Here is a 26,381-nt window from a genome sequence, read left to right on the forward strand (position 1 = left end):
ATATATATTAATCACTATGAATTCATATTCTTTAGCTTATACTCTAAATTAATTTGGCTATAAGAGATATTGCTTTAGCTGCTGGAACTAACAAAAACTGGGCTAACATCGTACCTACTATTAATCCTCCAACAATAAAGATTATACATCTATCAAACTGCAATTCAGTACATTTCCCTTTTATTACATCATCTGTTAGCATTGATATAAATGGATCTACGAATATAAACATAAGTATTGTTGAAAGTCCGTTTATAACAGATGATAAAGTGCTACACGTGGTTCTTAATTCTGGATTTAAGCATCCTGCGTACAATGATGATAAAATACCCACAGTTGATATTGAAAATGCTACTGTATTAAGCACAATAATTTTTTTAGGTATCATTTTTAAATTTTTTAATTGTGCCAAGTTTTCTTTTTTAGGTTTTGTAACACTACTTTTAAACTGCTCTATTCCTGATTTAGAAAAGCCATGTAGTAATAATTTAGGTATAGAACGATAAATACTAAATGTTTCTACAGCTTTTCCAAAAACCTTTATAAATGTTGGCATTAATAGTGCACCTATAATTGTTGCTAATGTTGTAGAAAATAATATCCACCTAAAAATAAATAGCAAACTTTGAGGATTTCCTGTTTTTATAGTTCCTTCAATTGTTTTAGCCATTAATGGTGCCTGAATACTATTTGCAGTTCTAGAAATTAATGCAAATACGTTGAATACTGCAAAAGAGATTGCTATTCTTCCTGTTCTCACTCCAACAATTCTTACAGAATAAGCTAGGGTTGAGATTATATATATGATGAATGTGAGAATTAAAACAATTATTATTTGTGTAGACATTTACTTTACCTCGCTATACTTATTTCCTTTCCATGAAAGCTATATCATAACATTTTACAATTTCGTCTTAACACATTATATCTTCTTACGCCGCACTTTCTTTATATTATTCCTCTGTAAATAAGTAAATTAATATTCCCATAATCCCACCTTTACTAATTGTTGAAGCTATTACCTTCTCAGAAATAAACACCCTGACATTTTCCAATACAAAAATTGTAACGATAAAAATCACAAAACCATAAACAATTTTAGATTTGAATATATCTTTCATCCTTCTTTTAAAATTAAACTTTTTATTGAAGAAATATAATATAAATGCCGAAACCATACCTGAAAACAAAAATATTAAAAAATCAATACTAAATATCCTATTTTTTAAGGTATTTGCCTGCAAATAAAAAATACCTAATGAAAATTTTGTATAATTCATAGTTTACACCTTTCTAATAAAAGTAAATTATTATGTAATCATTTAACATCAATATATATACAACTATACCATATTAATACTTGAATTAATCTAAATAGTATATAACCTATAAGCTTCACTAAAATGCATTTTTGCAAACTAAAAAAACTCCCACATCAGTAGGAGCTTATTCATTTAACTGTACGCTTTTTAATATATATCTTTTATACCCCTTTGATGACTTAGTCTTATTCAGTGCTCTCTGAGCCTTTTCCAAGTCATCATATATTACAGCCATCAAGTCACCACTGTGAGCACCTACTATTCCAAGTCCGCCCGTTATATCTTTTAGTCTTATAATATCCCATAAAATATCATACTTTAACCTATTCTGATTTCTTATAATGCTTTCAGTAGAAACTTCTGCTATCTTTTTAATATCTTTTTGTCTAATCCCCTCTTTTAAATCCTCTATAATGTCATCTATAGAACTTAAAGGAACAGATACTTTTTTATTAAACTCTACTGTATTAACTATATTTTGTCCTTCAAATACTAATAAATAAAATTCTAAATAATCCCCTATACATTCTTTAAAGGTTCCGTTTTTATAATCAAAAATAGTCATTTTATTGAAAATAATACTATCAGTAGGTTCTATTTTTATACATTCCCTTACAAGCTCGTCTTCATCAAATTCTCTATTAAAGAGCTTTATAAGTGAATAATATGTTCCACAAAGATCTGCAGTACTGCTGGCAAAGCCTTTTCCTCTTGGTATATTAGATTCAATGTTAATATCAAGATTATTAATATATTCTTCTAAATTCCACTTATTTAAAAGATTTTCTAATAACCTAAAAGATTTTGAATGCAACCCTCTTTTTATGCGATTACATTCAAAGACTTTAACCTTTGTAAAAAGATTTATAGGACATGATAAAAGAACATCTTTCCCATTAAGATTACCTTGAAGTATTTCTCCTATACTTCCTGGATAATAAGTTACAACTTCCATATCTGATTCCTTAGCTCCTCTTTAGATTTATATTTTACACACAATCAAGCATATCAAAATAAAGTTATAGATTAATACACAACTAAATCTCTTAAGAGAAAAATCAAATTTTTTCTCCATATAAGGCATGTATCCTCTGTAGCATCTGCTGTTTATTCCATCTCTGATTTCCGTCCATCTTCTCATAGTGTTTATAAATAAAAGTCCTGCCATTTTACCTATATTTTTTACTTTTAGAGAAAATGTATTAAATCCACTTCTAGATTTTATTGATTTATTCATTACAATGTACTCATCCTCAATAAGTATGAGAAATCTCTCCATGCTTTTAGCAATATCACATACATCTCTTAGTCCATCATTTTTTGAACCAAAATACAATATATCGTCTATGGGTGTAGTTAGTGCTATAAATGCTAAGCCTATTCCACCTGATATGGATTTTAACAGAATAACACTGCAGTAGATTATTCCATAGTCAAAAACAAAAGTTATTGAGGATAATAATGCAAATAATGTTGTTGCAAATATAAATTTTACTACTATTTTCATAGGATTTTTAGAAATCATGTGAATCAAAATGAAAACTAGTATATTTATTATTAGAGGAATAGGGTTATTTGCAAATCCACAGATTACAATAGGTCCTAATGCTAAAAGTGCTTTTTCTAGTGGATGAATAATTGAAAGTTTACTTGTCTTGGATAGAGCTATTATTAGTCTTAGCATTGCTTTTCTTTCCTACATAATATCCTATAAAGCCTGCTCCTATTGCAGCTTGTAGTGCAAACAGAAGACTTTCAATTTCTCCTGATGGCGGCTCCCAAATACTGCTGAACCAAGGTTTATAGTTTTGATTTAATTGAGCTATTGTACCTTCTATTTGTCCATCTGCTCCTCCAAATTCACCTTTTCCTCCTATAATAAGACAGCCTACTACTATAACAACACAAAGAATCCATAACACCCTATTACTTTTTTTCATCTCTATTCCTCCCAACTTAAATCTTTTAACTCTTGTATTGAATATTTTTGTATAAAATCAAAAATTATTACTGTAATAATTCCTTCTATAATTGCAAGAGGAATTTGAGTTATTGCAAAGATAGAAACAAATTTTATGAAGGAAGTCGCAGCCCCACCAATGGCAGCTGGGAAAGAAAAAGCAAGCTGTACAGAAGTAGTTAGATATGTAGCTAAATCTCCAAGTGCTGCTGCAAAGAAAACAGCTGCTCTCTTATTTTTATTTTTCAATAATTTATAAACTATAAATGACACTATAGGTCCTACAATCCCCATTGAAAACACGTTGGCTCCAAGAGTTGTAAGTCCACCATGAGCAAGTAAAACAGCTTGAAATACCAACACTAATGTTCCTACTACAGCCATAACACTTGGTCCAAAAATTATTGCACCAAGCCCTGTTCCTGTTGGATGTGAGCAACTCCCTGTAACTGAAGGCAGCTTCATTGCTGATAAAATAAATGCATATGCTGCAACAAGACCTAAAAGCATTTTTAAATCCTTATTTTTTTCTGTCTTTTTCTTAATATCTCTAATTCCTAAGTAAATAAACGGTGCAGAAAGTACAAAATAAACTAAACACCATTTAGGGGGTAAAAATCCTTCTCCTATGTGCATAGCATAAGCTGGATAACTCATCATAAAAGTAAATAGCACTACTAATAATATAAAATGTTTTTTCTTCATTTGTTTTTTTCCTCCTAAATCTTACTTTTTAAATAATCTACCAAAGCTTCTTCACTAGAATATACATTTTCATACTTTGTAATATTTCTCTTTAAAACAAAAGCATATATTCCACAATCCTTTGAAGCTTTTAGCTTTTCTTCGGTACCTCCAGCTCTGCCGCTGTCCTTTAATATTATTGCTTTTGCATTGTATTCTTTTATAAAAGCGCAATTTAGTTCGTAGCTTACTGGTCCTTTGATAGCAATTAAATTCTCTATCTTCACATCTAAAGAAAACATCTTTTCCATTACTTTTGTTGAAGGTAAAATTCTGTGTACTATTCTATTATCTAATTTTAATTCCTGTATTTTTTCTATATTTCGGCTGCCAGTTGTATTTAATATACATCCTTCGAAATTTGCTAGCTTATCTTTTAGTTCTTCATAACTTTCCACTTCAATTATCCATTTTTCATCCTTATATTTTTTAATTATTGATGGTCTTTCATATCTCACATACTCTATAGAAAGTTCCATGCAGATTTTTTGTGCATTCTTTGTAATCTCCTCTGCATAAGGATGAGATGCATCTACTAATGTGGTAACTCCATTGTTAATTAAAGCTTCTTTTAGATTTTGCTCATCTAAAGGCTTAGTATTTAAAACCTTATACTTATAATCCTTTAATAACTCTCCACCATAAGTTGTTGCAGTAGTTACAAAGATATCCTCTGTGTATTTGTTTAATAATGAAAGTATTTTCTTACCCTCTGAAGTTCCCAAAATCAATCCAATCATTTTATTTTTCACTCCTGATTTTTTATAGCATAGCCTCTTGGTGTAACAAAAGTATCTCCTTTTAGATAACTTTTACTATTACCTACAATCACTATAGAAAACATATCTACAATACTGTCATCAAAAGTATCCAAAGTAGCAATTGTTACTTCTTGTCCATCTCTTAAAGCATTTTTAACTACTGCAACAGGGGTACTACCTTCTCTGTATTTCATTATTATATCTATACACTCTCTTAAATAATGAGGTCTGCCATTACTTCTTGGATTATAAAGTGAAATTACAAAATCCCCCTCAGCTGCAAGCTGTACTCTCCTTTTTATAAGCTCATAAGGAGTCATTAAATCACTCAAGCTTATGTTACAATTATCATGCATAAGAGGTGCTCCAACTACAGAGGCTGCTGAAGAAGACGCTGTAACTCCTGGAATTATTTCAACTTCTTCATCACTTCTCATTTCTAAAATTAACCCAGCCATTCCATATATACCTGAATCACCAGTACTTATTATTGATACTGTCTTATCCCTGCAAAGTTTTAATGCTTCTTTGCATCTTTCCTTTTCACCCTTCATTCCTGTTGAAAACAATTCTTTATCCTTGATTAAAGGCTTAATAAATTCTATATATTTGTGATATCCAACTACAACTTCACTCTCTTCTAAAGCCTTTACTGCCTTTAAAGTCATATGTTCAAGACCACCTGGGCCTATTCCAACAACATATAATTTTCCCAATACTTATTCCTCGCTTTCTCCAATACATATAGTCATACCGTCACAGCGTATTTTCCCAGTTAGCAATCTTCCACCGCTAAGTTCCACACAAGGTTCACAAACTGCTCGTACTCCTATGCTTTTCTTTACAAAATCACTACCTTGGTATTTATCTTCAATATTTTCTATTTGCTCCAAAGTGAATATCTTTAGTTCGCTATTTAATGTTTTAGCAAGCTCTATTATAGCTTTTTCATCTTTCTTTACCTCTGCTGTTGCTATAACACTTACTGATCTAATATCTATATTATTTTCCTCCAATACTTCTCTAACTGTTTTTTGCATTTTTTCCGTATCAAAATCTCTTCTGCACCCAATTCCAAGAATTATATTTCTTCTTATAAGCTTTAGATCTTGAATATTGAGTTTCACTTCATACCCTTGAAGCTTATTTGTTACATAAACTATTCCTTTTGCTTCCTCTATCCTATCTGTATAACCCTTTGGAATAGCTATAACTCCTTTGTCATCTATAAAAGCTACCTTTTTGCCTTCAACTAGCTTTGCAGCAATATACTTAGCTTTCTTCAAATCATCTATTACTAAATTATTTTCCTTGGCAACAATATCTGGAGCAGTAACTCCTAGATTGTCCGTTGCAGTAGTGATTACTGGTTGTGCTCCTAATATATTTGCAATCTTTAATGTCAACTCGTTAGCTCCACCTAAATGACCGCTTGCCAAACTTATTACAAATTTAGCCGAACTGTCTATAACTAAAACCGCAGGATCTACAGCTTTTCCTTTAAGAAAAGGAGCAATTGACCTTACTGCAATTCCTGTTGAAGCTATAAAAATTAGAGCTTCATAACTTTCCATAAGCTCTTCTGTTATCTTTTTTATAGCAAAATCTTCTATATTGTTCTTAGAAAATAACTTTATATCTAAGAAATCCCAAAGCTTATTTGCTATTAAATCCCCCTGATTTGTAACACTTATAACTCCTATTTTCATAAAACTCATCCCTATTTTCCCTGTCTATACATATGTGTAAAGCTCTTATTATAAAGAAGACTTTTTTCATACTCACAATCAATAAAGTCGCCTACCAATATTTGTGCACACTTTACTATATTGACTTTTTTAACCTTTTCAGATATATCATCAAGAGTTCCTATTATTGCTCTCTCATTTTCCCAAGTTGCTCTTTCAACTACCGCTACCGGAACATTTCTTCCATAACCTTTTCTAAGTTTTTCAACTACCTTATCTATCATGCTAACAGAAAGGAATATAGCCATTGATGCTCCTATTTTTGCTAAATTCTCTAAATCCTCTGTTTCCGGTACAGGAGTTCTGCCTTCCACTCTTGTTAAAATTACTGTTTGAGTTACATTTGGAAGAGTAAACTCCTTTTTGATAACTGATGCCGCAGCTGTAAATGAACTTACTCCTGGAACTACTTCATATGATATATCAAGTTTTTCTAATTCATCCATCTGCTCTTTTATTGCGCCGTATATAGCTGGGTCTCCTGTATGAAGTCTAACAACTTCTTTGTTCTCACTGTGAGCCTTTTTCGTAACCTCTATAACTTCTTCTAAGGTCATAGATGCTGAATTATATGTTTCTGCTTCATCCTTGCAAAAGCTTAAATGCTCCTTACTTACAAGAGAACCTGCATATATTACTACATCTGCTTTTGATAAAATATCTCTTCCTTTAACTGTAATTAAATCTACATCTCCAGGCCCTGCTCCAATAAAATAAACCATCTTTTACCCTCCATTTCTATTTGATTACTTTCTATTTGCTATAATCAATGCCATGTATTCTCTGTTTTTTAGTATCTCTTCTCTGTTTCTTAAAACTTCTTGTCCTTCTCTTCCTGCTTTCTTTACATAAACATATTTAAAACCTTTTTCCTCAAGAAAATTTATAATATCTTCTTCATGCTTGTACACTTTCATGATTACAAGAAATTTTTCATCTTTCACAGTATGTATTTTATTTCCAGGCAATATTAATAAAGGTTCATTACCTATTACTAAAGTCTCTTTAGCAAGACTAGCACAAGCACAGAATGAAGTTATTCCTGGTACTGTTTCTGTTTCAAAGCCTTTTTTCTCGATATGCTCTAAAAGATATATGTATGTACTATACACCAAAGGATCGCCTATAGTTAGAAATGCTACATCCTTTCCCTGCTCTAGTTTTTCTTCAATTGACTTGAAAGCCTGATATATTTTTTCTTCTCGGTCTGCTCCTCCCATAGGAAAATGCTTTATTACTACTTCTGCATCTTCTTTTATAAACTCCGCTGCAGTATCTAAAGAAATACTTTTCCCACCATCTACTGCACTTGGTGCCACTATTACATCACAATTTTCTATTACTCTTACTGCTTTTAAAGTTAATAGTTCTTTATCTCCTGGTCCTACACCTATTCCATATAACTTAGCCATTTACTTCCTCCCGCTTAAAATGAATATTGGATTATTTGCGAAAAGCATATAACTCTTACCTTTAGTTTTACTTATTGATACCTGAGTACATTCAACCTCAAACTCCAATTGTCTTAATGTGTTCATAGCCTTATATAAATTATCAATAGTAATAAAGTTTAAAACAATTTTTCTACCTTTTTTTAGTTTTAAGCTATATTTTTTTATTATCTCTTCTATATTTCCACCACTGCCGCCTATGAAAATTCCATCAAAGCTTCCTTCTATTTTGCTTTCTGCCTCTAAAGCTTCACCTTCTATAATTTCTAAATTATCTGCTTGGAACTTCTCTTTGTTTTTGTACAGAACCTCTATGGCTTCTTTATCCCTTTCAACAGCTATCACAGAGCCATCTCTGCAAATCTTGCTCATCTGAATACTTATAGAGCCTGTACCTGCACCAATGTCTAAAACTCTATCTTCTTCTCTCAATTCCATTTTAGCTACACTTAAAATCCTCACTTCTTCCTTTGTCATAGGACAATTTCCTCTTATAAATTCCTCATCCTTTATGTAAATCATTTTTATTCTCCTAACTTTTCTATAATCACCACAGTAAGATTGCTAAAATCCATATCTTTTAATTCCTCTGGATATCCTATAGTGATTTTTTCATCTGAATAAGACAAGTTTTCACCTACATATACTTTTGCATTAATCTTCTCATTAAATAATTTCTTACATAACATATCAGGAGAATTATTTTTATCAGTGAGCCATATAGAAAGCTTATGCTCCTTAACCTTATTTAAAAAATCTTCTTCTCGCCCATGAAGACTTCCTAAAAAACAACCCTGCCAAGCTTTATTAAGCCTTGCTGTCATATATTGAAAAGAACTTATTCCTGGTATAACCTGAACTTTTCCCCTATAATTTTTCCCTACATACTCTGCTATACCGTAAAAGCAAGGATCTCCTGATGCTATTATAGAAATTTCTTTATTATCCTCAGTATTAATAAACTCTAAAATTTCCTTTAAACTAGTTACTACTTTCTTATCTACATTCAGAAATTCTATACTTTGAAGTGCTCTCTTAAATCCTAAAACTACATCTGATTTTTTCAAAGTTTCTAAAGCCTTAGGCAGGATATACTCTCTACTACCTGGTCCAAGCCCCACTATATTTACCATACTTCACCATCCATCAATCAACTTATATCCATAATCACTTAGTACCCACCACCTAGTCACTAGCTACTGGTCACTGGTTACTATCTCTGCCATCCCATAAAATCCCTTTTTCCATGGCAAACATTATAACTTCCGCTTCGATTTGATTATACGTATACTGTTCCATTCTTTTTCTAACTTTCATACCTATGTTTTTGTATATATTGTTATAACTATCTCCTAAAAGTTTCACTACTCCTTCAGTAGTCTTCTCTTCATAAACAGCCTTAACTAAACTATTGTCTGATCCCATTAGAGCCAATTCTAAAGCCAGTACTTCCATTCTTACATCACAAACTTTACTGTGAGTATTGAAGCACCCTGCCGATATTTTACAAAGCTTTCCTATATGTCCTACTATCAAAATCTTCTCTATGCCTTTTTCTACACAACTATTTAAAGAAAACCCTACAAAATTTGATATCATAACAATTTTTTCTTTATCTAAACCAAGCTTAATAGCCCTTTCTTCACCCATATTACCAAACACTAAGATTAAATCTTTATATCCTTTAGAAGCCTTCTGAGATATTTCTAAATGTATAGATTCTTTTAGTGCTTCCTCAGACATAGGTGTTACAATTCCTGTAGTTCCAAGTATAGAGATACCTCCTATTATATTAAGTCTTGGATTGAAAGTTTTTTTAGCTATTTCTTCTCCTTTAGGTACAAAAATAGTAATCTCCACACCACAATTTTCAGGCAGTACTTCTTTGACCTCTTTTTCTATCATTGTTCTTGGTACTGGATTTATTGCAGGTTCACCTTTTTTCACATACAAACCTTCCCCTTTAACTACACCTACACCTTTGCCGCCTTTTAGACTATATCCACTTTCCTTTTTCTCTGCTCTTGCCCATATTTCAAGACCATTTGTAATGTCTGGATCATCTCCGCCATCTTTTATTACACAACATTCTACAAAGTCATTACCTCTCACCACTTTTTCTATAGTCAGTAAGAGTTCTATTCCTTTAGGAGTATCTATCTTTATTTCCTTAATATTTTTATCACTATACAGCATGTATGCTGCTGCTTTACTAGCCGCAGCTGCACAGGAGCCTGTAGTATATCCACATCTCAGCTTTTTTCCATAGCTATTTATATACAAATCTAACATCTTATAATGTTTTCTCCCTTTTTATAAGTAAATTCACTATATTATCTTTCTACTATCATATACATTAATGCATTGACTATAGCCGCAGCTACACTACTTCCACCTTTTCTACCTCTAACTGTTATCATTGGAAGATCAAGCTTTTCGATTTCTTCTTTTGATTCTGCTGCCCCAACAAAACCTATAGGTGCTCCTATTATAAATTTAGCCTTGGATTTTCCTTCTAATATAAGTTCCTTTAATCTAAAAAGAGCCGTTGGTGCATTTCCAAATACAAAGAACTCCACTCCATCTTCTACAGCCTTTTCAATAGCAGCCATAGAACGAGTTATTCCTCTTTCCATTGCAATTTTAGCTACTTCTTCATTACTTACATAACAAACAGCATTACAATTTAGTTTTTTTAAAGCTCTCTTATTTATACCTGACAACGCCATATTAGTATCTGTATAAATAGTAGTTCCTTTTTTTAAAATAGAAAGCGCCTCATCTATAGCCTTTTCTCTTATATACACTATATTCTTATAATCAAAATCAGCCGTTGTGTGTATTACTCTTTTAATTATTTGAAGCTGTCTTTCATTGAAATCATGAGGTCCCATTTCTTCACCTATAATTTCAAAGCTCTTCTTTTCAATATCCATAGGTATTTTTATATAATCCATATTCTTACCACCTTTATTTTCTTTAATCTACAAGATTTTCGATAAATTCTAGATTGCTAAAGAAATGAACATGTCCATAAGCTGCCAAAGTATTATTTTTTATATATCCGCAATTCCATTCTTTTAAGGAATTATCATACATTGTTTTAGTAAGCTTATAAATTCCTTCTTCTTCTAAATCCACATAGGATTTATGGAATTCATGACAATTTATTTTAAATCCCTTTGGTAGACTATTATTTTCTTTTATAACCTCTATTGAAGCATATCCAAAATTCTGAAGCCTTTTAGTCATATGTGCTTTTCCTTTAAAATAACCAACAGTTTCTACACCCTCTATGCTTTCAGTTAAGTACATAAGCCCACCACATTCTGCATAACATTTTAGTCCATTGTCTAAAGAATCTTTTATACTTTTCATCATAGATTTATTCTTGCTCAATTCATCTGCAAAAACCTCTGGATATCCTCCGCCTATATAAAGAAAATCTATGTTTTCTGGAATCTTCTTATCCTTTAGAGGGCTAAAAAACACAACCTCTCCCATTTCTTGTAGAAGCTCTATATTTTCTCTATAATAAAAGCTAAATGCTTCATCAAAAGCTATAGCAGTTCTTATTCCTTTTCTCTCTAGGTGGTAGTCATCTGTAAAATCACCACTTTCTTTAAAACATTGTAAAAGCTCGTCTATATCAATATAGCTTTCAAGAAGTCTGCTGCATTGTTCTATTTTATTGTCTAAATCTTCTACTTCACTACTTTGGACTAATCCCAAATGTCTGCTCTTTAAACTTAATCTTTCATCCTTAGGAAGATAACCAAAAACCTTAACTTTACAATGCTTTTCTATGCTGGCCTTTAGCAGTCTGTAATAACTTTCGCTTATGTTGTTAAGTATTACCCCGGAAATATTTACCTGTTCGAAATTTACAAGACCATTAATCTCAGCACATAAAGTTGTACTTTTAGCTTTTGGAGATAAAACCAATACCACAGGTAAATCAAGAGTTGCAGCTAGATGAGCTGTAGAGTATTCTGAAGTAATTCCTTTTCCATCATAAAGTCCCATAACGCCTTCTACTATTCCTAAATCTCCTTTACCTCTGCTGAAGGAAGCCTTAGCTCCCTTTTCTCCCATAAGGTATAAGTCTAGATTTCTAGAAGGATTTCCTGTTATATGAGTATGAAAAGCAGGATCTATGTAATCTGGTCCTACTTTATAACCCTGAACATCAAATCCTCTATTTTTTAATGTCTTCATAAGCCCTAATGTCACAGTTGTCTTTCCTCCACCACTGCTGTTTGAAGCTATAACTATTCCTTTCATCTTTTCCTCCAATTAATAATACTTCCTATTACTGTTCCAATAACTACACTTCCAAAGTGAAATAAACTCATATATAAAGCAAGTACTCCCAAACCTAAATCCTTATGCTCAGTGGGAAACATTTTTGCCTCTAAAGCTACAAACATAAACCAGTAAATCATATACGAAATTGATATTATAATAGCTGTATACCATTTTGTAATTAGATATTTATTTGTAATAAATGCATATACAAATGCTAGTACAATTGGTATTAGTATCGATACTCCGCTTTTAAATACCCAAGGACTATGAACCAAAATTTCTATATATATTACTCCTATAATTGCACAAAAAATACTCATTAATTGACTTGAAATAAATCTTCTCATAGATTATTTCCTCGTTTCTTTAAAACTTGTATTAAATGTACATTTCTTTCTCTATCCTTTATAGCAAACCTTACATATTGCTTATCTAATCCCCTAAAGTTATCTGCTTTTCTGATAACTATATTCTCTTTTAAACAAATATCATATAATGTGTTACAATCTATCTTTTTTAATTTACAAAGCACATAATTTGAGTATGTTGTATATACTTTTTCTATAAACTCCAGCTTTTTAAGATTATCTGGCAAATATTCTCTCTCTTCCTTTATCCACTTAAGAGATTGTTCTATGTACTTGCTATCCTTAAGAACATATTTAGCTGCTGTTTCTGCAAAACAGTTTATATTCCAAGGATTTTGTCTTTTCTTCATTTTCTCTATTACTTCTTTGTTGCTACTTATTCCGTAACCAAACCTTATGCCAGGTAGAGCAAAAAACTTAGTCAACGCTCTTATCAAAAACAAACATTTATAACTTTGCATCTCATTTATAAAGCTTATTTCTCTGCTGCCTGTAAATTCAATAAAAGCTTCGTCTATTATGATTAATTTATTGTGTTCTTCGCAATACTCCAAAATTGGTTTGAATTTTTCTTTATCAATAATGTTTCCATTAGGATTATTAGGATTACCTATAATTAATCCTTCAACCGATTTAAGCTTTGAAAGTATATCTTCATAATCATAGGTCATGTCTTCTTTTAAATAAGAATATTCTATTTTACATCCAGAGCGCTTAGCGTCTATATCGTATTCTACAAAAGAAGGTACAACTATGAGTATACTTTTCAATGAACTTATTGCTAAATCGATTATCTCTGCTGCTCCATTTCCAAGTATGAGATTATCCTTATTTAAATTAGTTTCTCCTATATAATCTATTATTGTCTTATATAACTCTCTGTACTGAATGTCTGGATATCTAACTACACTATCCATAGCTTCACCTATGTTGTCCTTAAAGCTTTGTGGTACACCTAGAGGATTTATATTTGAACTGAAATCTATTAAACTTCTTCCCTTTAAAAGTCCATCCGTATATATATCTCCACCATGAACTAATGATTCATTTTTAGCTTTTTCCATCACAGTTAACCTCCCGTTTTATGAATAACAAATTGCAAAATAAATTAGTAAAGTTAACACTTCAGTCCCGTACATAAGCTTAATTACATCTATTATGTGCCTTTTATCCAGTTCTTTTTTACTGTCTCCTATAGTAGGCTTATATACTGTATTTCCAAAATAGCTATTTGTACCTCCAAGCTGAATTTCTAAAGCTCCAGCTGCAGCACCTTCTGGATAAGCACAATTAGGACTTTTATGATTTTTTCTATCCCTTATCATTATTCTAAAACTTTCTATTATATTGCCCTTTACTAAAGGAGCTGATATACACATAAGAATTCCTGTAATTCTTGCTGGGATAAGGTTAAAAACATCATCAATCTTAGCTGTGAAATATCCTATATATCTATACTTTTCATCCATGTATCCAAGCATTGAATCCATAGTGTTTATTCCCTTATAAAGCATTGCTAAAGGCGCTCCCCCTATCATGGCATATAATAAGGGTGCAATTATTCCATCTGACGCATTTTCTGCAACCGTCTCCACATCTGCTCTAATTATTTCATGTTCGGAAAGCTGACTTGTATCCCTTCCAACAATATAAGATACCTTTATTCTTGCCTCTTCTATACCTTCGTAAGCCAAGGAATCATGTACCTTTTTTGCTTCTTTATGCAGACATCTTGCTGCAAGAGTAGTCCATAAAATTAATACATTTAGGCTGTGATATAGCCAAGGAATACCTTTTGTAAGCTTTAAAATTCCAAAAGGAACTAAAAAGCTTACAGAAGCAACTGCAATTACAATAAACAAACCATACATTTTAAGCTGGTTATCCTTCTTAAAATGCTTTCTTCCTAAATTCTCAAGAAATCTTATAAGCTTTCCCATATATATAACTGGATGTGGAAACCAGTAAGGATCTCCAATTATCCAATCTATAACTACCGCCAAAGCTATATCTATCATTTTCTCAACTCCAAAATTCTACTTATTACTAATCTTTACTTCTGATTTATAATTTCATATATCTTATCCATATCAAGACTATTTCTTACTAAATCCGCTAATTTATCTAATTCTGATTCTCTCAAGCTTTCATAAGTTCTAGATTTTTTCAGCGGTAATTCTTTTTTCTCTCTAAGAAGATTTACTATATACTCTCTAAACTCTATTCCATCAAAAACACCATGAATATATGTACCCATTACATTACCTTTTTTATTTACAGCTCCATCTGCATAATTAACAGCTTCTCCATTTTTATCTTTAATAATGAAAAGAGGTTCTGCATTTTCTCCATATGTGCATATTCCCATGTGAATTTCATATCCGTAAGCTTTCTTATTAAACAGTTTACATTCTGCCTCTACTCTAGTAGTTACCTTTTCTTCTTCAAAAACTGTTTCCACATCAAGCAGATTCATTCCCTCTATTTCTTTTAGGTCTGTTTCTACTCCATAAGTGTCTTGAAGTATCTTACCCAGCATTTGATATCCACCGCAAATACCTATTAACATATTGTCCTTGCTGTATTCTTTTATTAAACCCTCTAACCCGTTATTTCTTAAAGCCATTAAGTCTTCGATAGTATTCTTGCTTCCTGGTATAATAAGCAAATCTGGATTTCCAAATTCCTCTGGCTTTTCAATAAATCTTATAGATACATCCTCTTCTATACTTAAAGCATCTAAATCTGTAAAATTAGATATATGAGGAAGCTTAATAACAGCTATATCAATAGGAGCCGTTACCTTTTTATTAAATTCTACCGCTCCATCCTCATCCTCAAGGTTAAGTCTGAAATATGGTACTACACCTATTGTAGGTATTTTTATTATATCCTCAATCATAGTAAGCCCAGGCTTTAGAATTTCTACATCTCCCCTAAACTTATTTATGATAGTTCCTTTTACTCTTTTCTTTTCTTCCTCTTGAAGCAGCAGCATAGTACCTGCCAATGAAGCAAATACTCCACCTTTATCTATATCTCCTACTAAAAGTACATGTGCATCTACAAGTTCTGCCAATCCCATATTTACTATATCTCTGTCTCTTAAATTTATTTCTGCAGGACTTCCTGCACCTTCAATAACTATAATGTCAAATTTTTTCTCTAGTTCTTCAAAATCTTTTTTTAGCATATCTTTAAATTCAATTTTCAAGTTATGATATTCCATTGCTGAACTATTGCTGTACACTTTTCCCTTTACTATAACCTGACACTTTTTATCTCCAGTTGGTTTTAACAAAATTGGATTCATATAAGCTTCTGGTTGAAGTCCAGCAGCATAAGCTTGAAGTACTTGAGCTCTTCCCATCTCTTTTCCGTCCAAGGTTATATATGAATTTAAGGACATATTTTGAGATTTATAAGGACACACCTTATAACCATCCTGTTTAAAAATTCTGCACAAAGCTGCAACTAAAATACTTTTACCTACTGAGGAAGCGGTACCTTGAATCATTATTTTGGCCATATGTTATTCACCTCTAATTATTTCTTACATCTTTTTAATCCTTTTTTTGTTCTTCCTAATCCTTCATATTTTCCTTCAATAGCATCTTTAATATGCTGTAGATAAATATCCTGGAATTTCTTAAACTCACCTAAACCACGAAGACATATATCAGTTTCTATACCTTCATCCTTTAATATATTCTTCCATGAATCTTCGTCATCTCCAGCCATATCATTTTTAGCATGATCTCCAGCTACAAGCATTAATGGAACAAGAGTAACTTTATTTATCTTATCTTTCTTTATCCATCTAACTACATCATAAATAGTTGGATATCCTTCTACTGTACCAACATACACACTGTCATATCCGTTATCTCTTAATACACTTTGAAGACAAGGATAGCAGGCATTTGCTGGATGTACACTTCCATGTCCCATGAAAACAACGTCTTTGTATTCAGTAAGAATCTCTTCTAATGACTCTGTGAAAATTTGATAATCATCTGGTATATGTTCCTCTGCTGTCTTATAGAATAAAGCGGGTCTTCCCATAGCTATTTTCTTGAAAATACCATCTTCCTTATACTTGTCCACTACTGAGGTTACATAATCAAATTCTGCACCAGGAATTAAATGAAGAGGCTGAACAATTACTTCTTCAAACCCTTCATTCTTTAACTTTTCCAGTGCTTCTTCTGGCGTATCTTCATGTATTCCGTCTCTTTCTTTAAGAATTTTTATAATTTGATGTGCAGTAAATGCTCTTCTTACTTCGTACTCCTTAAAATTCTCTCTTACTCTATCTTCTATTCTTTCTATAGTAAGCTCTAATGTATCCTTATGTGTAGTACCAAAACTAACCACTAATATCGCCTTTTTCATATAATCACCTCTTCATTATTTTCTGCAACGTATACTACGTAAATTAATTCATAGCTATAAATAAAACTAATACTAATATCTCATTTAGTTCATTATTTGCCCCTAAATTATCTCCAGTGATTCCGTCAATTTTACTTCTACAAAATTTATTAAATAGAAAAGTAAGAATTAAAGAAGCAGCTATTAAAATTGAGCCTTTTTCTATACCAACTAATAAGAAAACTAAAGCTGCAGCTATAATTAAGGCTGCTGATATCTCTATCTTTCCTACATTTCCTATAAAAAGATTTCCACTTCCTGTTTTCTTTGCAGTATTTCCGATAAAGGATATTGTAACTAAAGAAGCTCTACCTATTATAGGAACTGCTATAATGATTAAAGCTGTTCTTGTATCATTAATACAGGATAGTGATGTGATTTTTATCAATATATCAAAAACTACTGCAATACACGCATAAGTACCTATTCTGCTGTCTTTCATTATTTCAATTATTCTATCCTTGCCTTTAAATGCAAAGAATCCATCACAGCTATCTCCAAGACCATCTACATGTAGTGCTCCCGTTAATAAAACCCCTGTCAAAACTACGAAAACAGCTGTAATTGTCATAGGTAACCTTTGAATTAGTACAAAATAAATCAACCATTGTATTAAACCAATAACAGCACCCACTAAAGGTAAAAATATAGTGCCTCTTCTAAAGTCTTCTTGTTCACATGGTAAATTTATATTAATAGGAATTCTAGTCATAAACTGAAGCATAAGTAAAAAGCTTTTTATGTACTTTCCCATAAAGTCACCTCCTTAATCTACATGCATTATACTGTCTATAAAAAAATCACCGTACTTGTATTTAATAAGACTTATATCACCATTTCTTGATGAAAACTTCCAGTAAAATCTCAGATTTTCATCTAATATATATGAGTAAACGGCTCTTATAACTCCACCATGAGCTACTACCAATATATTTTCTGCATCCAGCTTTTTTATATCTTCCATAAATGATTTAACTCTTTTATAAAACATTTCATAGCTTTCTCCATTCATGGGACAAAATCGTTCCCACTCTTTTTCCCACAGCTTCACTTCCTCTGGATAAAGCTTGCATATTTCATCATAGGTTTTACCTTCAAAAACACCAAAGTCAATTTCATTTATTCTCCTATCCTTAATTAACTTTGTTTCTCTACCCTTTAAAACTATTTCTGCAGTTTGTAGTGTTCTTGTTTTTTCACTTATAAATACCTTATCCAGCTCTATATTCTTGAAGAATTCTCCTGCCTTCTCAGCTTGAATAATCCCTGTACTGTTCAGCTTAACATCCAGACGTCCATAATAAGTTTTATTTTTATTCTGCTCTGTCTGCCCATGTCTTAAAAAATAAATGTTCATATTGCCCTAAAACCTTTTAACAGCATCTATAAATTTATCAATATCTTCTTCTGTGTGTTTTGCACCTATAAATAATGCTTCAAATTGTGATGGTGCCATATAAATTCCGTTATTAAGCATATGTTCAAAGAATGCTGCATACATTTTTGTATCACAAGCTTTAGCTTCTTCATAATTAGTGACTCTTCCCTTTTCTGTAAAGAATATAGTCATCATTGACCCGCATCTATTTACTACTATAGGAAGTCCCTTTTCTTTTGCAGCCTCTTCAATTCCCTTTTGAAGTTTTGCTCCAAGCTTTTCAATGTGTGTATATATTTCTGTATTGTTGTAAAGCTTAGTAAGTGCTGCATATCCTGCTGCCATAACTATTGGATTTCCTGACATCGTTCCAGCTTGGTAAACAGGTCCTATTGGAGATAAATATTCCATAACCTCTTTTCTACCGCCATAAGCACCACACGGAAGTCCTCCTCCCATTATCTTTGCAAAAGTAGTTATATCTGGTTTTATGCCATAAAGACTTTGCGCCCCTTTATATGCCACTCTAAAACCTGTCATAACCTCATCAAAGATAAGAAGGCTTCCATTAGCTTTACATAGTCTATCTAATTCTTCTAAAAATTCCTTTTCAGCAGGAACAACTCCCATGTTACCTGACACTGGCTCAATTATTACTGCTGCTATGTCTTCTCCATACTTTTGGAACACTTCTCTTATACTTTCACAATCGTTGTAATTAGCGATAAGAGTATTTTTTATACTTTCTTCTGGAACTCCAGCACATCCTGGTATTCCTTCTGTTAAAACACCAGAACCAGCACTAACTAGGAAACCTTCAAAATGTCCATGATAGCAGCCTGCAAATTTCACTATCTTATTTCTTCCTGTAACTCCTCTGGCAAGCTTAACTGCACTCATTGTAGCCTCTGTTCCTGAGTTAACCATTCTAATCATGTCTACATTATCTAAAGTTGTACATATATGCTTAGCTAGTTTTAATTCAATATCAGTTGGTGCTCCAAAAGCGATTGCACTATCACAGGTATTCTTAATAGCATTTACAACATCTTTATCACAGTGACCTAGAATCATAGGACCCCATGCCCCTACAAAATCTATATATTTATTGTTATCTTCATCAAAAATATAAGCTCCTTCGCCTTTTTTAATTACAGGAGGATTTACATTCACATCCTTAAAAGCTCTTACTGGACTATTAACTCCACCTGGCATATATTCCTTTGATTCATTGAAAATCTCTAAATTTCTCATACTAATCCTCCTTAAGCCATTTAACTGCATCTAATGCATGATAAGTAATTATTATGTCTGCACCTGCTCTTTTCATTGATAAAAGCATTTCCATTGCTATTGCTTTTTCATTGATAACTCCCATCTTAGCTCCTGCTTTCACCATTGCATATTCGCCACTAACACTATAAGCCGCTACAGGAACATCATGTCTATCTCTTGCACATCTTATAACATCTAAATAAGAAAGAGCTGGTTTAACCATTATGATATCTGCTCCTTCCATGATATCATCCTCTATTTCCTTCATAGCTTCTCTTAAATTTGCTGGGTCCATTTGATATGTCTTTCTATCACCAAATTGAGGTGCAGAATTAGCCGCATCTCTAAAAGGTCCATAGAAAGCTGAACAGTATTTTGCACTATATGACATTATTGAAACGTGTTTATATCCTTCTTTATCTAATAAATTTCTCATAGCCATAACTCTTCCATCCATCATGTCAGAAGGTGCTACCATATCTGCTCCTGCTTTAGCATGAGATAAAGCAATCTTAGCTAGGTATTCCAAGCTTTTATCGTTATCTACCTTTGTTCCATATATTATTCCGCAGTGTCCATGACTTGTGTATTGACACATACATACATCTGTAATTACCCATAGTTCAGGTGCAATCTCTTTTATTTTTCTTACAGCTCTTTGAACTATACCATTTTCATCAAAGGCACTAGAAGCTATTTCATCTTTACTATCTGGTATACCAAAAACCAAAACTCCTCTTATGCCACCAGCTTTAACTTCATCTATAACTTCATGTAATCTATCAATAGAATAATGATAATTTCCTGGTAAAGATTCTATCTCTTCTTTAATATTTTCACCTTCAACTGCAAAAATAGGATAAATAAAATCCTTTGGAGTAAGCACAGTTTCTCTTATTAAATCTCTTATTGCACCATTTTCTCTCAATCTTCTATTTCTGCTAAACATATTATTTAACACTACCTTTCTTTAATTTATGTTGGTATATTATCCTCTTTTAACTGAAGTAATTTTTTTATAAGTCCTTCGTTACAATACTCATCACATACAAAACATTCTATATTATTTTTCACAAGTTCCTTTTCTGTAATTGGTCCAATAGCAACACATATTTTTTTGCTTATTTCTTCGATTCCCACCATTTTAATCATATTTCTCACAGTAGATGGACTTGTAAATAGTACAATGTCCACATCATTAAAGGAATTAACATTTACTATCTCTCCTATATCAGGATAGTATATATGCACTCTATCTACTTGGCAGCCACATTGTATTAATTCCTCGTAAAGATATTGTCTCGAATCTCTTGAACAAGGAATCAGCACTTTATCTCCTTCTTGTACTTCACTCTTTAAGCATTTAAATAGTTCTTCTGCCACAAATTCTCCAGCAGTAATATCCGGTATTATTCCTCTTTCTTTTATGCTGCTTTCCGTAGCACGTCCTATTGCAGCAACTCTAGCTTTTAGCTTTCTTATATCAAATTCTCTTTCTTTAAGATAATCAAAGAATATATTTACGGTATTTACACTTGTAAAAACTATATAGTCATAGTTTTCTAATTTATTCATATAGTTCTGTAGATTACTACTAGTACTTTTAATCTTTATAGAGTTTATTTCTGTAACCTCTGCTCCAAGATTAAGTAATTTATCACTCAAACTCTTAGCCTGTTCTTTTGAACGGGTAACACACACATTCCAGCCAAATAAAGGCTTTTTCTCATACCATCCTAACTCTTGAGTAAATTCAACCACTTTTCCAACTACTATTATGCATGGAGAAGTAAATCCTGCTTCTCTAACCTTATCTCCTATGCTTTTCAAGTTTCCAGTTACCCTTTTCTGTTTTGACGTTGTTCCTCTCATAATAACTGCACAAGGAGTATTTTCATCCATACCATTTGATATTAAATTATTTGTTATACCTTCTATATTTTTTAACCCCATTAGAAAAACCAAAGTTCCTTTAAGGTTTGCAACTGACTCCCAGCTTATATCAAGATTTTTGGAACTTCTCCCAGTAAAGACATGAAAGCTTTGAGCAATTCCTCTATGGGTTATTGGAATTCCTGCATAGTTAAGCACAGATATAGCAGAGGTTACCCCTGGAATAACTTCAAATTCTATACCTTCTTCATAAAGTCTTAGTGCTTCCTCTCCACCTCTACCAAAAACATAAGGATCTCCACCTTTAACTCTTCCAACTATATGTCCTTCTTTTGAAAGTGAAACAATCATATCATTTATTTCTTCTTGAGTTTTATAATGACACCCTGGCTCTTTTCCGCAGTAAAATACTTTACATTCCTCATTTATATGTTTAAGTACGTTGTTTCCTGAAAGTCTATCATATAAAACTGCTGTACATTCTTTTAGCACTTTAGCTGCCTTTACTGTCATCAATCCTTCATCACCAGGACCAGCTCCAATAAGATATACCTTTCCCATGTTTTTCTCCTTTATTTTTAAACTTTTATTTATACTTATATGCTCACTTCATTTTTACCCTTTAAGTATCTTTTCTCCTAATGCTTCCCCAAGTTTAATGTAGTCCCATTTGTTTCCTGAGATATCCTTTTTAATCAACCTATTGCCTAATTGATAAATCCCTACCATGTACATTAATTCTCCTTCTATTGCACTATAAGCTCCAAGAGCCGTATGACATCCTCCATTCAGCCTTCTCATAAAGCTTCTTTCACCGTCAACACCTATTCTGGCATCCTCATTGTCCAGCTTTCTAAAGATTTCTGCATTGATACTGTTTGATACTATCTCAATTCCAAGTGCTCCCTGTCCAACTGCTGGTAAGAACTCAACAGGATCAAAATAATCTGTTATTATGTCGTCCATGTTCAATCTTTTAATTCCTGCTGATGCAAGTATAATTCCATGAAGATTTTCTTTTTCCATCTTAGCTATTCTTGTTTGAACATTTCCTCTAACAGGTACAACCTCAATATCTGGTCTCATAAGCTTTAATTGAGCTGCCCTTCTATTACTACTTGTTCCAACTCTAGCTCCTTTAGGTTGTTCACTCAAGCTTATACCGTCTCTTGAAATGAAGACATCTCTTACATCTTCTCTTGATGGTACAGCAGCTATCTCAAAAATTTCATTTATTTCAAAAGGAACATCCTTCATACTGTGAACTGCTGCATCCGCTCTTCCTTCAGCTAAAGCAACTTCTATCTCCTTTACAAAAAGACCCTTGCCACCTATTTTGTCTAATGTAACATCAAGCTTTCTATCTCCCTCTGTTTGAATAAGAAGCTTTTCACTTTCTATATCAAATTTTTCCTTTATCAGTTTCATAACAAATTCTGTCTGAACTTGAGCAAGCTTACTTCTTCTAGTCGCTATCTTTAAATTCAAAATTCCTACCTCCGTAAAACATTCTTAATACTTTTTCATGGACACCTTTATCGTAAAAAAATTTAAAATCCTCACTAGATACAAAACCCAATATTTCATTCTTATGCCGTACATCTTTAATTCTTTCTCTCAAATTTACTATATATTTCACTAACCCATCATACTCTTTAAGCTTTTCTCTCATAGTTTCCGCTAAAAATTGAGAAGTTTTTGGACTTCCTCCTCTTGTATGCACATTAAAAATAATGTTTTCTGTCTCTCTTTGAATGGGACTTATGAAAATTCCTTCTTTAAAATTGCTGCAATTTAAATACAGTTTGTAATTATCTTCGCAATCCGTTAATATTCTTTCCATACTCTCTTCATCATCTACCGCAATTATTACAAGATGACTCTCTATGATGTATTTAATTGAGTAACTATCTTTAATCAATTTTAGGTTCAGTAGGTTTTCTTTCTTAAAAACATCAAAATTACTACTGAATTCTTTTGAAACCACTGTTACATTACATCCCCTTTTGACAAAAGAGGTACATTTGATAAAACTAGCCTTACCACCGCCAATAATTACTACCTTTGTTTTATTAGATATAAGAGAAATACAAGTATACTCTAGCTCTGAGGACAGAATATTTTCTCTAGTATCCTTAGACATTCCTTTTCTCTTCCTTTTAACTGTTCTTCCTTTAATATCTCAATAGCTCTATTTATATAAGCATCTGATGTACTTTTCAAAAGTGTTTTAGCCAAAGCTTCTGTATCTTTTGTATATCTCTTATTTCTAAAGGTAGTATATCGTTCCTTGTATACATCTTCTCCGTATTTCTTCATTTTCTTTATATGTGGAGTTATCTTTCTTAATTGTCTCCATGTAATAAATTCTTCTATGTGTTTATCTATAATGCATCTATTTTCAAGCATTAACTTTTTTCTTTTGTTCCTATTTTCATCATCAATAAAACCTATATGGTCAATATCATAAACCTTAACCTTTTCCATTTTGTACACATCCTCATGCACATCTCTAGGTACTGCCAAATCAAAAATAATCATATCTTTTTCTTGCAAATCTTCTGATGTTATTACGCAGTGAGGTGCTGAAGTGCAAGATATTATACAATCGACATCCTTGTAGTAAAGTTTTCTTTCATTAAAAGGAATTACTTTAACTCTATTGTCTGTAATTGAAACCGAATCTACATTTCTTACTGATATATATACTTCATCAAATTCTCCACTTAATATATACTTTGCTGTCAATTTTCCAACATCGCCATAACCTAAAATCATAAAGCTTCTAATTCCTCTTTTCCTACTTTCATTAACAACTATTGATGAAGAAGACACAGGTATCTTATAAAGTTCCGATTTAACCTTAAATTCTTTTCCACAAGTAATTGCTAACTGAAAAAGTCTCTGTAATTCCTTTGTCACAGCTTTTATTTTTATAGCACTATTATAAGAGGTTTTAATTTGACCTAAAATCTGGTCCTCTCCTAATATTTTTGAATGAAATCCACAGGCAACTTCCATTAGATGTTTTACTGCCGCCCTCTCCTTTAAGTGAAAAACATATTTAATTAAATCCAAATTCCATCCTAAAGCTTCAAAGATTTTTTCTAATATACTTTCATCCTCAATCTCTGAATTAAAATATATTTCTGTCCTATTGCATGTACTTATTATTACTGCTTCTTCACATATGCTTAAAAGCTTTTTCAGACATTCCTCTGAATGTTTTTGAATTATAGAAAACTTTTCTCTTGTATTTAGTTCAATATTGCTCCGTAGACCAATTAGCTGTATCATTGCATCATCTCCATAAAACTTAAATAGTATTATAAAACTTATCTTATATCAACATAGTGTTTTCTATGTAATTGAGCCTCTTCAAAGGTAGCCATATTATTAATAGTATATAATGCAGATTCAATAATATTAAAAGCCAGCGGACAACCTGACCCTTCTCCTAATCTCATTTTTAAATTAAGCATAGGCTCTAAACCAAGCTCTTTCATTGCATATATTGCACCTGGTTCTGCTGATAGATGCGAAGGGAAAATGTACTCCTTAACTAAAGGATTCATTCTATACGCACACAATGCTGCAGCTGATGCAATAAGTCCATCAATAACTATTGGAACTCTATTTTTAGCTGCTCCTAAAAAGCATCCGCAAAGTCCTGCTATATCAAATCCTCCAACTTTTGATACAACATCCAACATATCATTTTTATTGGGGTTATTTATATTAATAGCTTTTTTTACTATCTTCTTTTTATGTTTATACTGTTCTTCCGTAAGTCCTGAACCTTTTCCCACAACAATGTCTGAATCCAATCCCAACAATACACTTAAAACTGCAGCAGAAGTTGTTGTGTTTCCTATTCCCATCTCACCAGTACCAAAAAGGTCATATCCTTCTTTTACAAGTTTATCTACAGTTTCTATACCAACCTCTATGCATTTTACCGCTTCCTCTCTGCTCATAGCAGGCCCTTTTACCATATTTTTAGTGCCATAGGCTACTTTTCTATTTATAATTTTAGGATTATTAAAATCATCCTTAACTCCAATATCAACAATAGTTAAATCAGCATTTACCTGTTGTGCTAATACACAAACTCCCGTTATATTCTTAGTAAAATTATTAGTAACAATAGCAGTAATATTTTGCGGACAAGTACTTACTCCTTCTTCTACTACACCGTTATCTCCGCACATTATAATTATATTTTTCTTATTAATTTCGTTATTTAGATTTCCTGTAATACCAGCCATTTTAACTGCTATTTCCTCAAGAGTCCCAAGACTCCCTATAGGTTTCGTAAGATTATCAATTCTCTCCCATGCCTTCTTTACAATAGCTTTATCACTTGTCTGGATATTATCCAAGGTTTCTTTTAATAAACCCATAAATTCACCTTCTCATATAAAAATAAAACCTCTGTCGAAGAGACAGAGGTATAAATATTCATTTCAATAAAAAAAACTCACCATATATGGTGAGGACATATAATCGTATGAATAACTTATGCCACTCGCCTTCCCTCCGAAGGATTAGCTTAATTATAGGCAGGTCTCCTGACTCACGTATCATTCTCCTCTGACCTTCCCAGAATAATCCAGTGGTTATTCAGATTCGTCTACGCATACAGTAGCGGGGGCTGTAACGGCTTTTCACCATTTTCCCTTTTAATCTTACAAAGTAAGTACCTACAATCAAATCTCTATTCACTTTTGCCTTTATTA

General features: G+C 32.2%; 30 protein-coding genes and 1 riboswitch. All 30 genes read right to left on the minus strand.

The genetic code is table 11. The annotated features are described in order from the left end of the window. Positions 1-43 precede the first annotated feature (43 nt). Positions 44-847 (minus strand): lipid II flippase Amj family protein, encoded by an 804-nt coding sequence (locus OXH55_RS16195; protein WP_268051093.1) that lies wholly within the window; start codon positions 845-847, stop codon positions 44-46. Positions 848-953: 106 nt separating this feature from the next. Next, complete coding sequence (locus OXH55_RS16200) at positions 954-1,280, minus strand: hypothetical protein (RefSeq protein ID WP_268051094.1); 327 nt, start codon at positions 1,278-1,280, stop codon at positions 954-956. Between the two features lie 166 nt (positions 1,281-1,446). Next, complete coding sequence (locus OXH55_RS16205) at positions 1,447-2,277, minus strand: GHMP family kinase ATP-binding protein (RefSeq protein WP_268051096.1); 831 nt, start codon at positions 2,275-2,277, stop codon at positions 1,447-1,449. A 27-nt stretch (positions 2,278-2,304) separates the two neighbouring features. Next, on the minus strand, positions 2,305-3,006 hold the full coding sequence (locus OXH55_RS16210) for a CbiQ family ECF transporter T component (RefSeq protein ID WP_268051097.1): 702 nt from the start codon (positions 3,004-3,006) through the stop codon (positions 2,305-2,307). Next, on the minus strand, positions 2,969-3,262 hold the full coding sequence (locus OXH55_RS16215) for an energy-coupling factor ABC transporter substrate-binding protein (RefSeq protein WP_268051098.1): 294 nt from the start codon (positions 3,260-3,262) through the stop codon (positions 2,969-2,971). The genes OXH55_RS16210 and OXH55_RS16215 overlap by 38 nt, the downstream gene beginning before the upstream one ends. 2 nt (positions 3,263-3,264) lie before the next feature. Continuing rightward, positions 3,265-3,987 (minus strand): energy-coupling factor ABC transporter permease, encoded by a 723-nt coding sequence (locus OXH55_RS16220; RefSeq protein WP_268051099.1) that lies wholly within the window; start codon positions 3,985-3,987, stop codon positions 3,265-3,267. 14 nt (positions 3,988-4,001) lie between these two features. Further along, positions 4,002-4,766 carry a cobalt-precorrin-6A reductase gene (locus OXH55_RS16225; RefSeq protein WP_268051100.1) on the minus strand — a complete coding sequence of 255 codons (765 nt, stop codon included), beginning with the start codon at positions 4,764-4,766 and terminating at the stop codon, positions 4,002-4,004. 8 nt (positions 4,767-4,774) lie between these two features. Then, positions 4,775-5,503 (minus strand): precorrin-3B C(17)-methyltransferase, encoded by a 729-nt coding sequence (cobJ, locus tag OXH55_RS16230; protein WP_268051102.1) that lies wholly within the window; start codon positions 5,501-5,503, stop codon positions 4,775-4,777. Between the two features lie 3 nt (positions 5,504-5,506). Then, positions 5,507-6,496: a cobalt-precorrin 5A hydrolase gene (gene cbiG / locus OXH55_RS16235; RefSeq protein WP_268051103.1), complete on the minus strand. Its 990-nt coding sequence runs from the start codon at positions 6,494-6,496 to the stop codon at positions 5,507-5,509. An 11-nt stretch (positions 6,497-6,507) separates the two neighbouring features. Further along, positions 6,508-7,257: a precorrin-4 C(11)-methyltransferase gene (gene cobM, locus OXH55_RS16240; RefSeq protein ID WP_268051104.1), complete on the minus strand. Its 750-nt coding sequence runs from the start codon at positions 7,255-7,257 to the stop codon at positions 6,508-6,510. 24 nt (positions 7,258-7,281) lie between these two features. Beyond that, positions 7,282-7,947: a cobalt-factor II C(20)-methyltransferase gene (locus tag OXH55_RS16245; protein ID WP_268051105.1), complete on the minus strand. Its 666-nt coding sequence runs from the start codon at positions 7,945-7,947 to the stop codon at positions 7,282-7,284. After that, entirely contained in the window at positions 7,948-8,508 is a 561-nt protein-coding gene (cbiT, locus tag OXH55_RS16250) for a precorrin-6Y C5,15-methyltransferase (decarboxylating) subunit CbiT (RefSeq protein WP_268051106.1), read from the minus strand. Positions 8,509-8,510: 2 nt separating this feature from the next. Further along, positions 8,511-9,119: a precorrin-6y C5,15-methyltransferase (decarboxylating) subunit CbiE gene (cbiE, locus tag OXH55_RS16255; protein WP_268051107.1), complete on the minus strand. Its 609-nt coding sequence runs from the start codon at positions 9,117-9,119 to the stop codon at positions 8,511-8,513. A 70-nt stretch (positions 9,120-9,189) separates the two neighbouring features. Next, positions 9,190-10,278 carry a cobalt-precorrin-5B (C(1))-methyltransferase CbiD gene (cbiD, locus tag OXH55_RS16260; protein WP_268051108.1) on the minus strand — a complete coding sequence of 363 codons (1,089 nt, stop codon included), beginning with the start codon at positions 10,276-10,278 and terminating at the stop codon, positions 9,190-9,192. A 41-nt stretch (positions 10,279-10,319) separates the two neighbouring features. Then, a complete protein-coding gene (locus OXH55_RS16265) occupies positions 10,320-10,943 on the minus strand; it encodes a precorrin-8X methylmutase (protein WP_268051109.1) in 624 nt (207 codons plus the stop codon). A gap of 22 nt (positions 10,944-10,965) precedes the next feature. Next, a complete protein-coding gene (locus tag OXH55_RS16270; protein ID WP_268051110.1) occupies positions 10,966-12,270 on the minus strand; it encodes a cobyrinic acid a,c-diamide synthase CobB in 1,305 nt (434 codons plus the stop codon). After that, a complete protein-coding gene (locus OXH55_RS16275) occupies positions 12,267-12,641 on the minus strand; it encodes a hypothetical protein (RefSeq protein WP_268051111.1) in 375 nt (124 codons plus the stop codon). The genes OXH55_RS16270 and OXH55_RS16275 overlap by 4 nt, the downstream gene beginning before the upstream one ends. After that, positions 12,638-13,726 (minus strand): pyridoxal phosphate-dependent aminotransferase, encoded by a 1,089-nt coding sequence (locus tag OXH55_RS16280; RefSeq protein WP_268051112.1) that lies wholly within the window; start codon positions 13,724-13,726, stop codon positions 12,638-12,640. The genes OXH55_RS16275 and OXH55_RS16280 overlap by 4 nt, the downstream gene beginning before the upstream one ends. Positions 13,727-13,744: 18 nt before the next feature. Then, positions 13,745-14,680 carry an adenosylcobinamide-phosphate synthase CbiB gene (cbiB, locus tag OXH55_RS16285; protein ID WP_268051113.1) on the minus strand — a complete coding sequence of 312 codons (936 nt, stop codon included), beginning with the start codon at positions 14,678-14,680 and terminating at the stop codon, positions 13,745-13,747. A gap of 35 nt (positions 14,681-14,715) precedes the next feature. Next, positions 14,716-16,191 carry a cobyric acid synthase gene (locus OXH55_RS16290; RefSeq protein WP_268051114.1) on the minus strand — a complete coding sequence of 492 codons (1,476 nt, stop codon included), beginning with the start codon at positions 16,189-16,191 and terminating at the stop codon, positions 14,716-14,718. A gap of 17 nt (positions 16,192-16,208) precedes the next feature. Beyond that, positions 16,209-17,057, minus strand: a complete 849-nt coding sequence (locus OXH55_RS16295; RefSeq protein ID WP_268051115.1) for a sirohydrochlorin cobaltochelatase — start codon at positions 17,055-17,057, stop codon at positions 16,209-16,211. Between the two features lie 43 nt (positions 17,058-17,100). Next, on the minus strand, positions 17,101-17,850 hold the full coding sequence (cobS, locus tag OXH55_RS16300; RefSeq protein WP_268051116.1) for an adenosylcobinamide-GDP ribazoletransferase: 750 nt from the start codon (positions 17,848-17,850) through the stop codon (positions 17,101-17,103). Between the two features lie 12 nt (positions 17,851-17,862). After that, positions 17,863-18,453 (minus strand): alpha-ribazole phosphatase, encoded by a 591-nt coding sequence (gene cobC, locus OXH55_RS16305; protein WP_268051117.1) that lies wholly within the window; start codon positions 18,451-18,453, stop codon positions 17,863-17,865. 6 nt (positions 18,454-18,459) lie between these two features. Then, the gene (hemL, locus tag OXH55_RS16310; protein WP_268051118.1) at positions 18,460-19,728 is read right to left on the minus strand and encodes a glutamate-1-semialdehyde 2,1-aminomutase; all 1,269 of its coding nucleotides are present in this window, start codon (positions 19,726-19,728) and stop codon (positions 18,460-18,462) included. A gap of 1 nt (position 19,729) precedes the next feature. Beyond that, entirely contained in the window at positions 19,730-20,698 is a 969-nt protein-coding gene (hemB, locus tag OXH55_RS16315) for a porphobilinogen synthase (RefSeq protein WP_268051233.1), read from the minus strand. A gap of 26 nt (positions 20,699-20,724) precedes the next feature. Next, positions 20,725-22,203: a uroporphyrinogen-III C-methyltransferase gene (gene cobA, locus OXH55_RS16320; protein WP_268051119.1), complete on the minus strand. Its 1,479-nt coding sequence runs from the start codon at positions 22,201-22,203 to the stop codon at positions 20,725-20,727. Between the two features lie 54 nt (positions 22,204-22,257). Further along, positions 22,258-23,133: a hydroxymethylbilane synthase gene (hemC, locus tag OXH55_RS16325; protein WP_268051234.1), complete on the minus strand. Its 876-nt coding sequence runs from the start codon at positions 23,131-23,133 to the stop codon at positions 22,258-22,260. After that, entirely contained in the window at positions 23,108-23,785 is a 678-nt protein-coding gene (locus OXH55_RS16330; protein WP_268051120.1) for an NAD(P)-dependent oxidoreductase, read from the minus strand. The genes hemC and OXH55_RS16330 overlap by 26 nt, the downstream gene beginning before the upstream one ends. After that, on the minus strand, positions 23,743-24,939 hold the full coding sequence (gene hemA / locus OXH55_RS16335) for a glutamyl-tRNA reductase (protein ID WP_268051121.1): 1,197 nt from the start codon (positions 24,937-24,939) through the stop codon (positions 23,743-23,745). Before hemA ends, OXH55_RS16330 begins: the two co-directional genes overlap by 43 nt. A 38-nt stretch (positions 24,940-24,977) precedes the next feature. Beyond that, positions 24,978-26,045, minus strand: a complete 1,068-nt coding sequence (cobT, locus tag OXH55_RS16340; RefSeq protein ID WP_268051122.1) for a nicotinate-nucleotide--dimethylbenzimidazole phosphoribosyltransferase — start codon at positions 26,043-26,045, stop codon at positions 24,978-24,980. 141 nt (positions 26,046-26,186) lie between these two features. After that, positions 26,187-26,364, minus strand: a riboswitch (cobalamin riboswitch). Positions 26,365-26,381 lie beyond the last annotated feature (17 nt).

The organism is Clostridium ganghwense, from assembly GCF_026735165.1.
In the GTDB taxonomy this organism is placed as follows: domain Bacteria; phylum Bacillota; class Clostridia; order Clostridiales; family Clostridiaceae; genus Clostridium_H; species Clostridium_H ganghwense.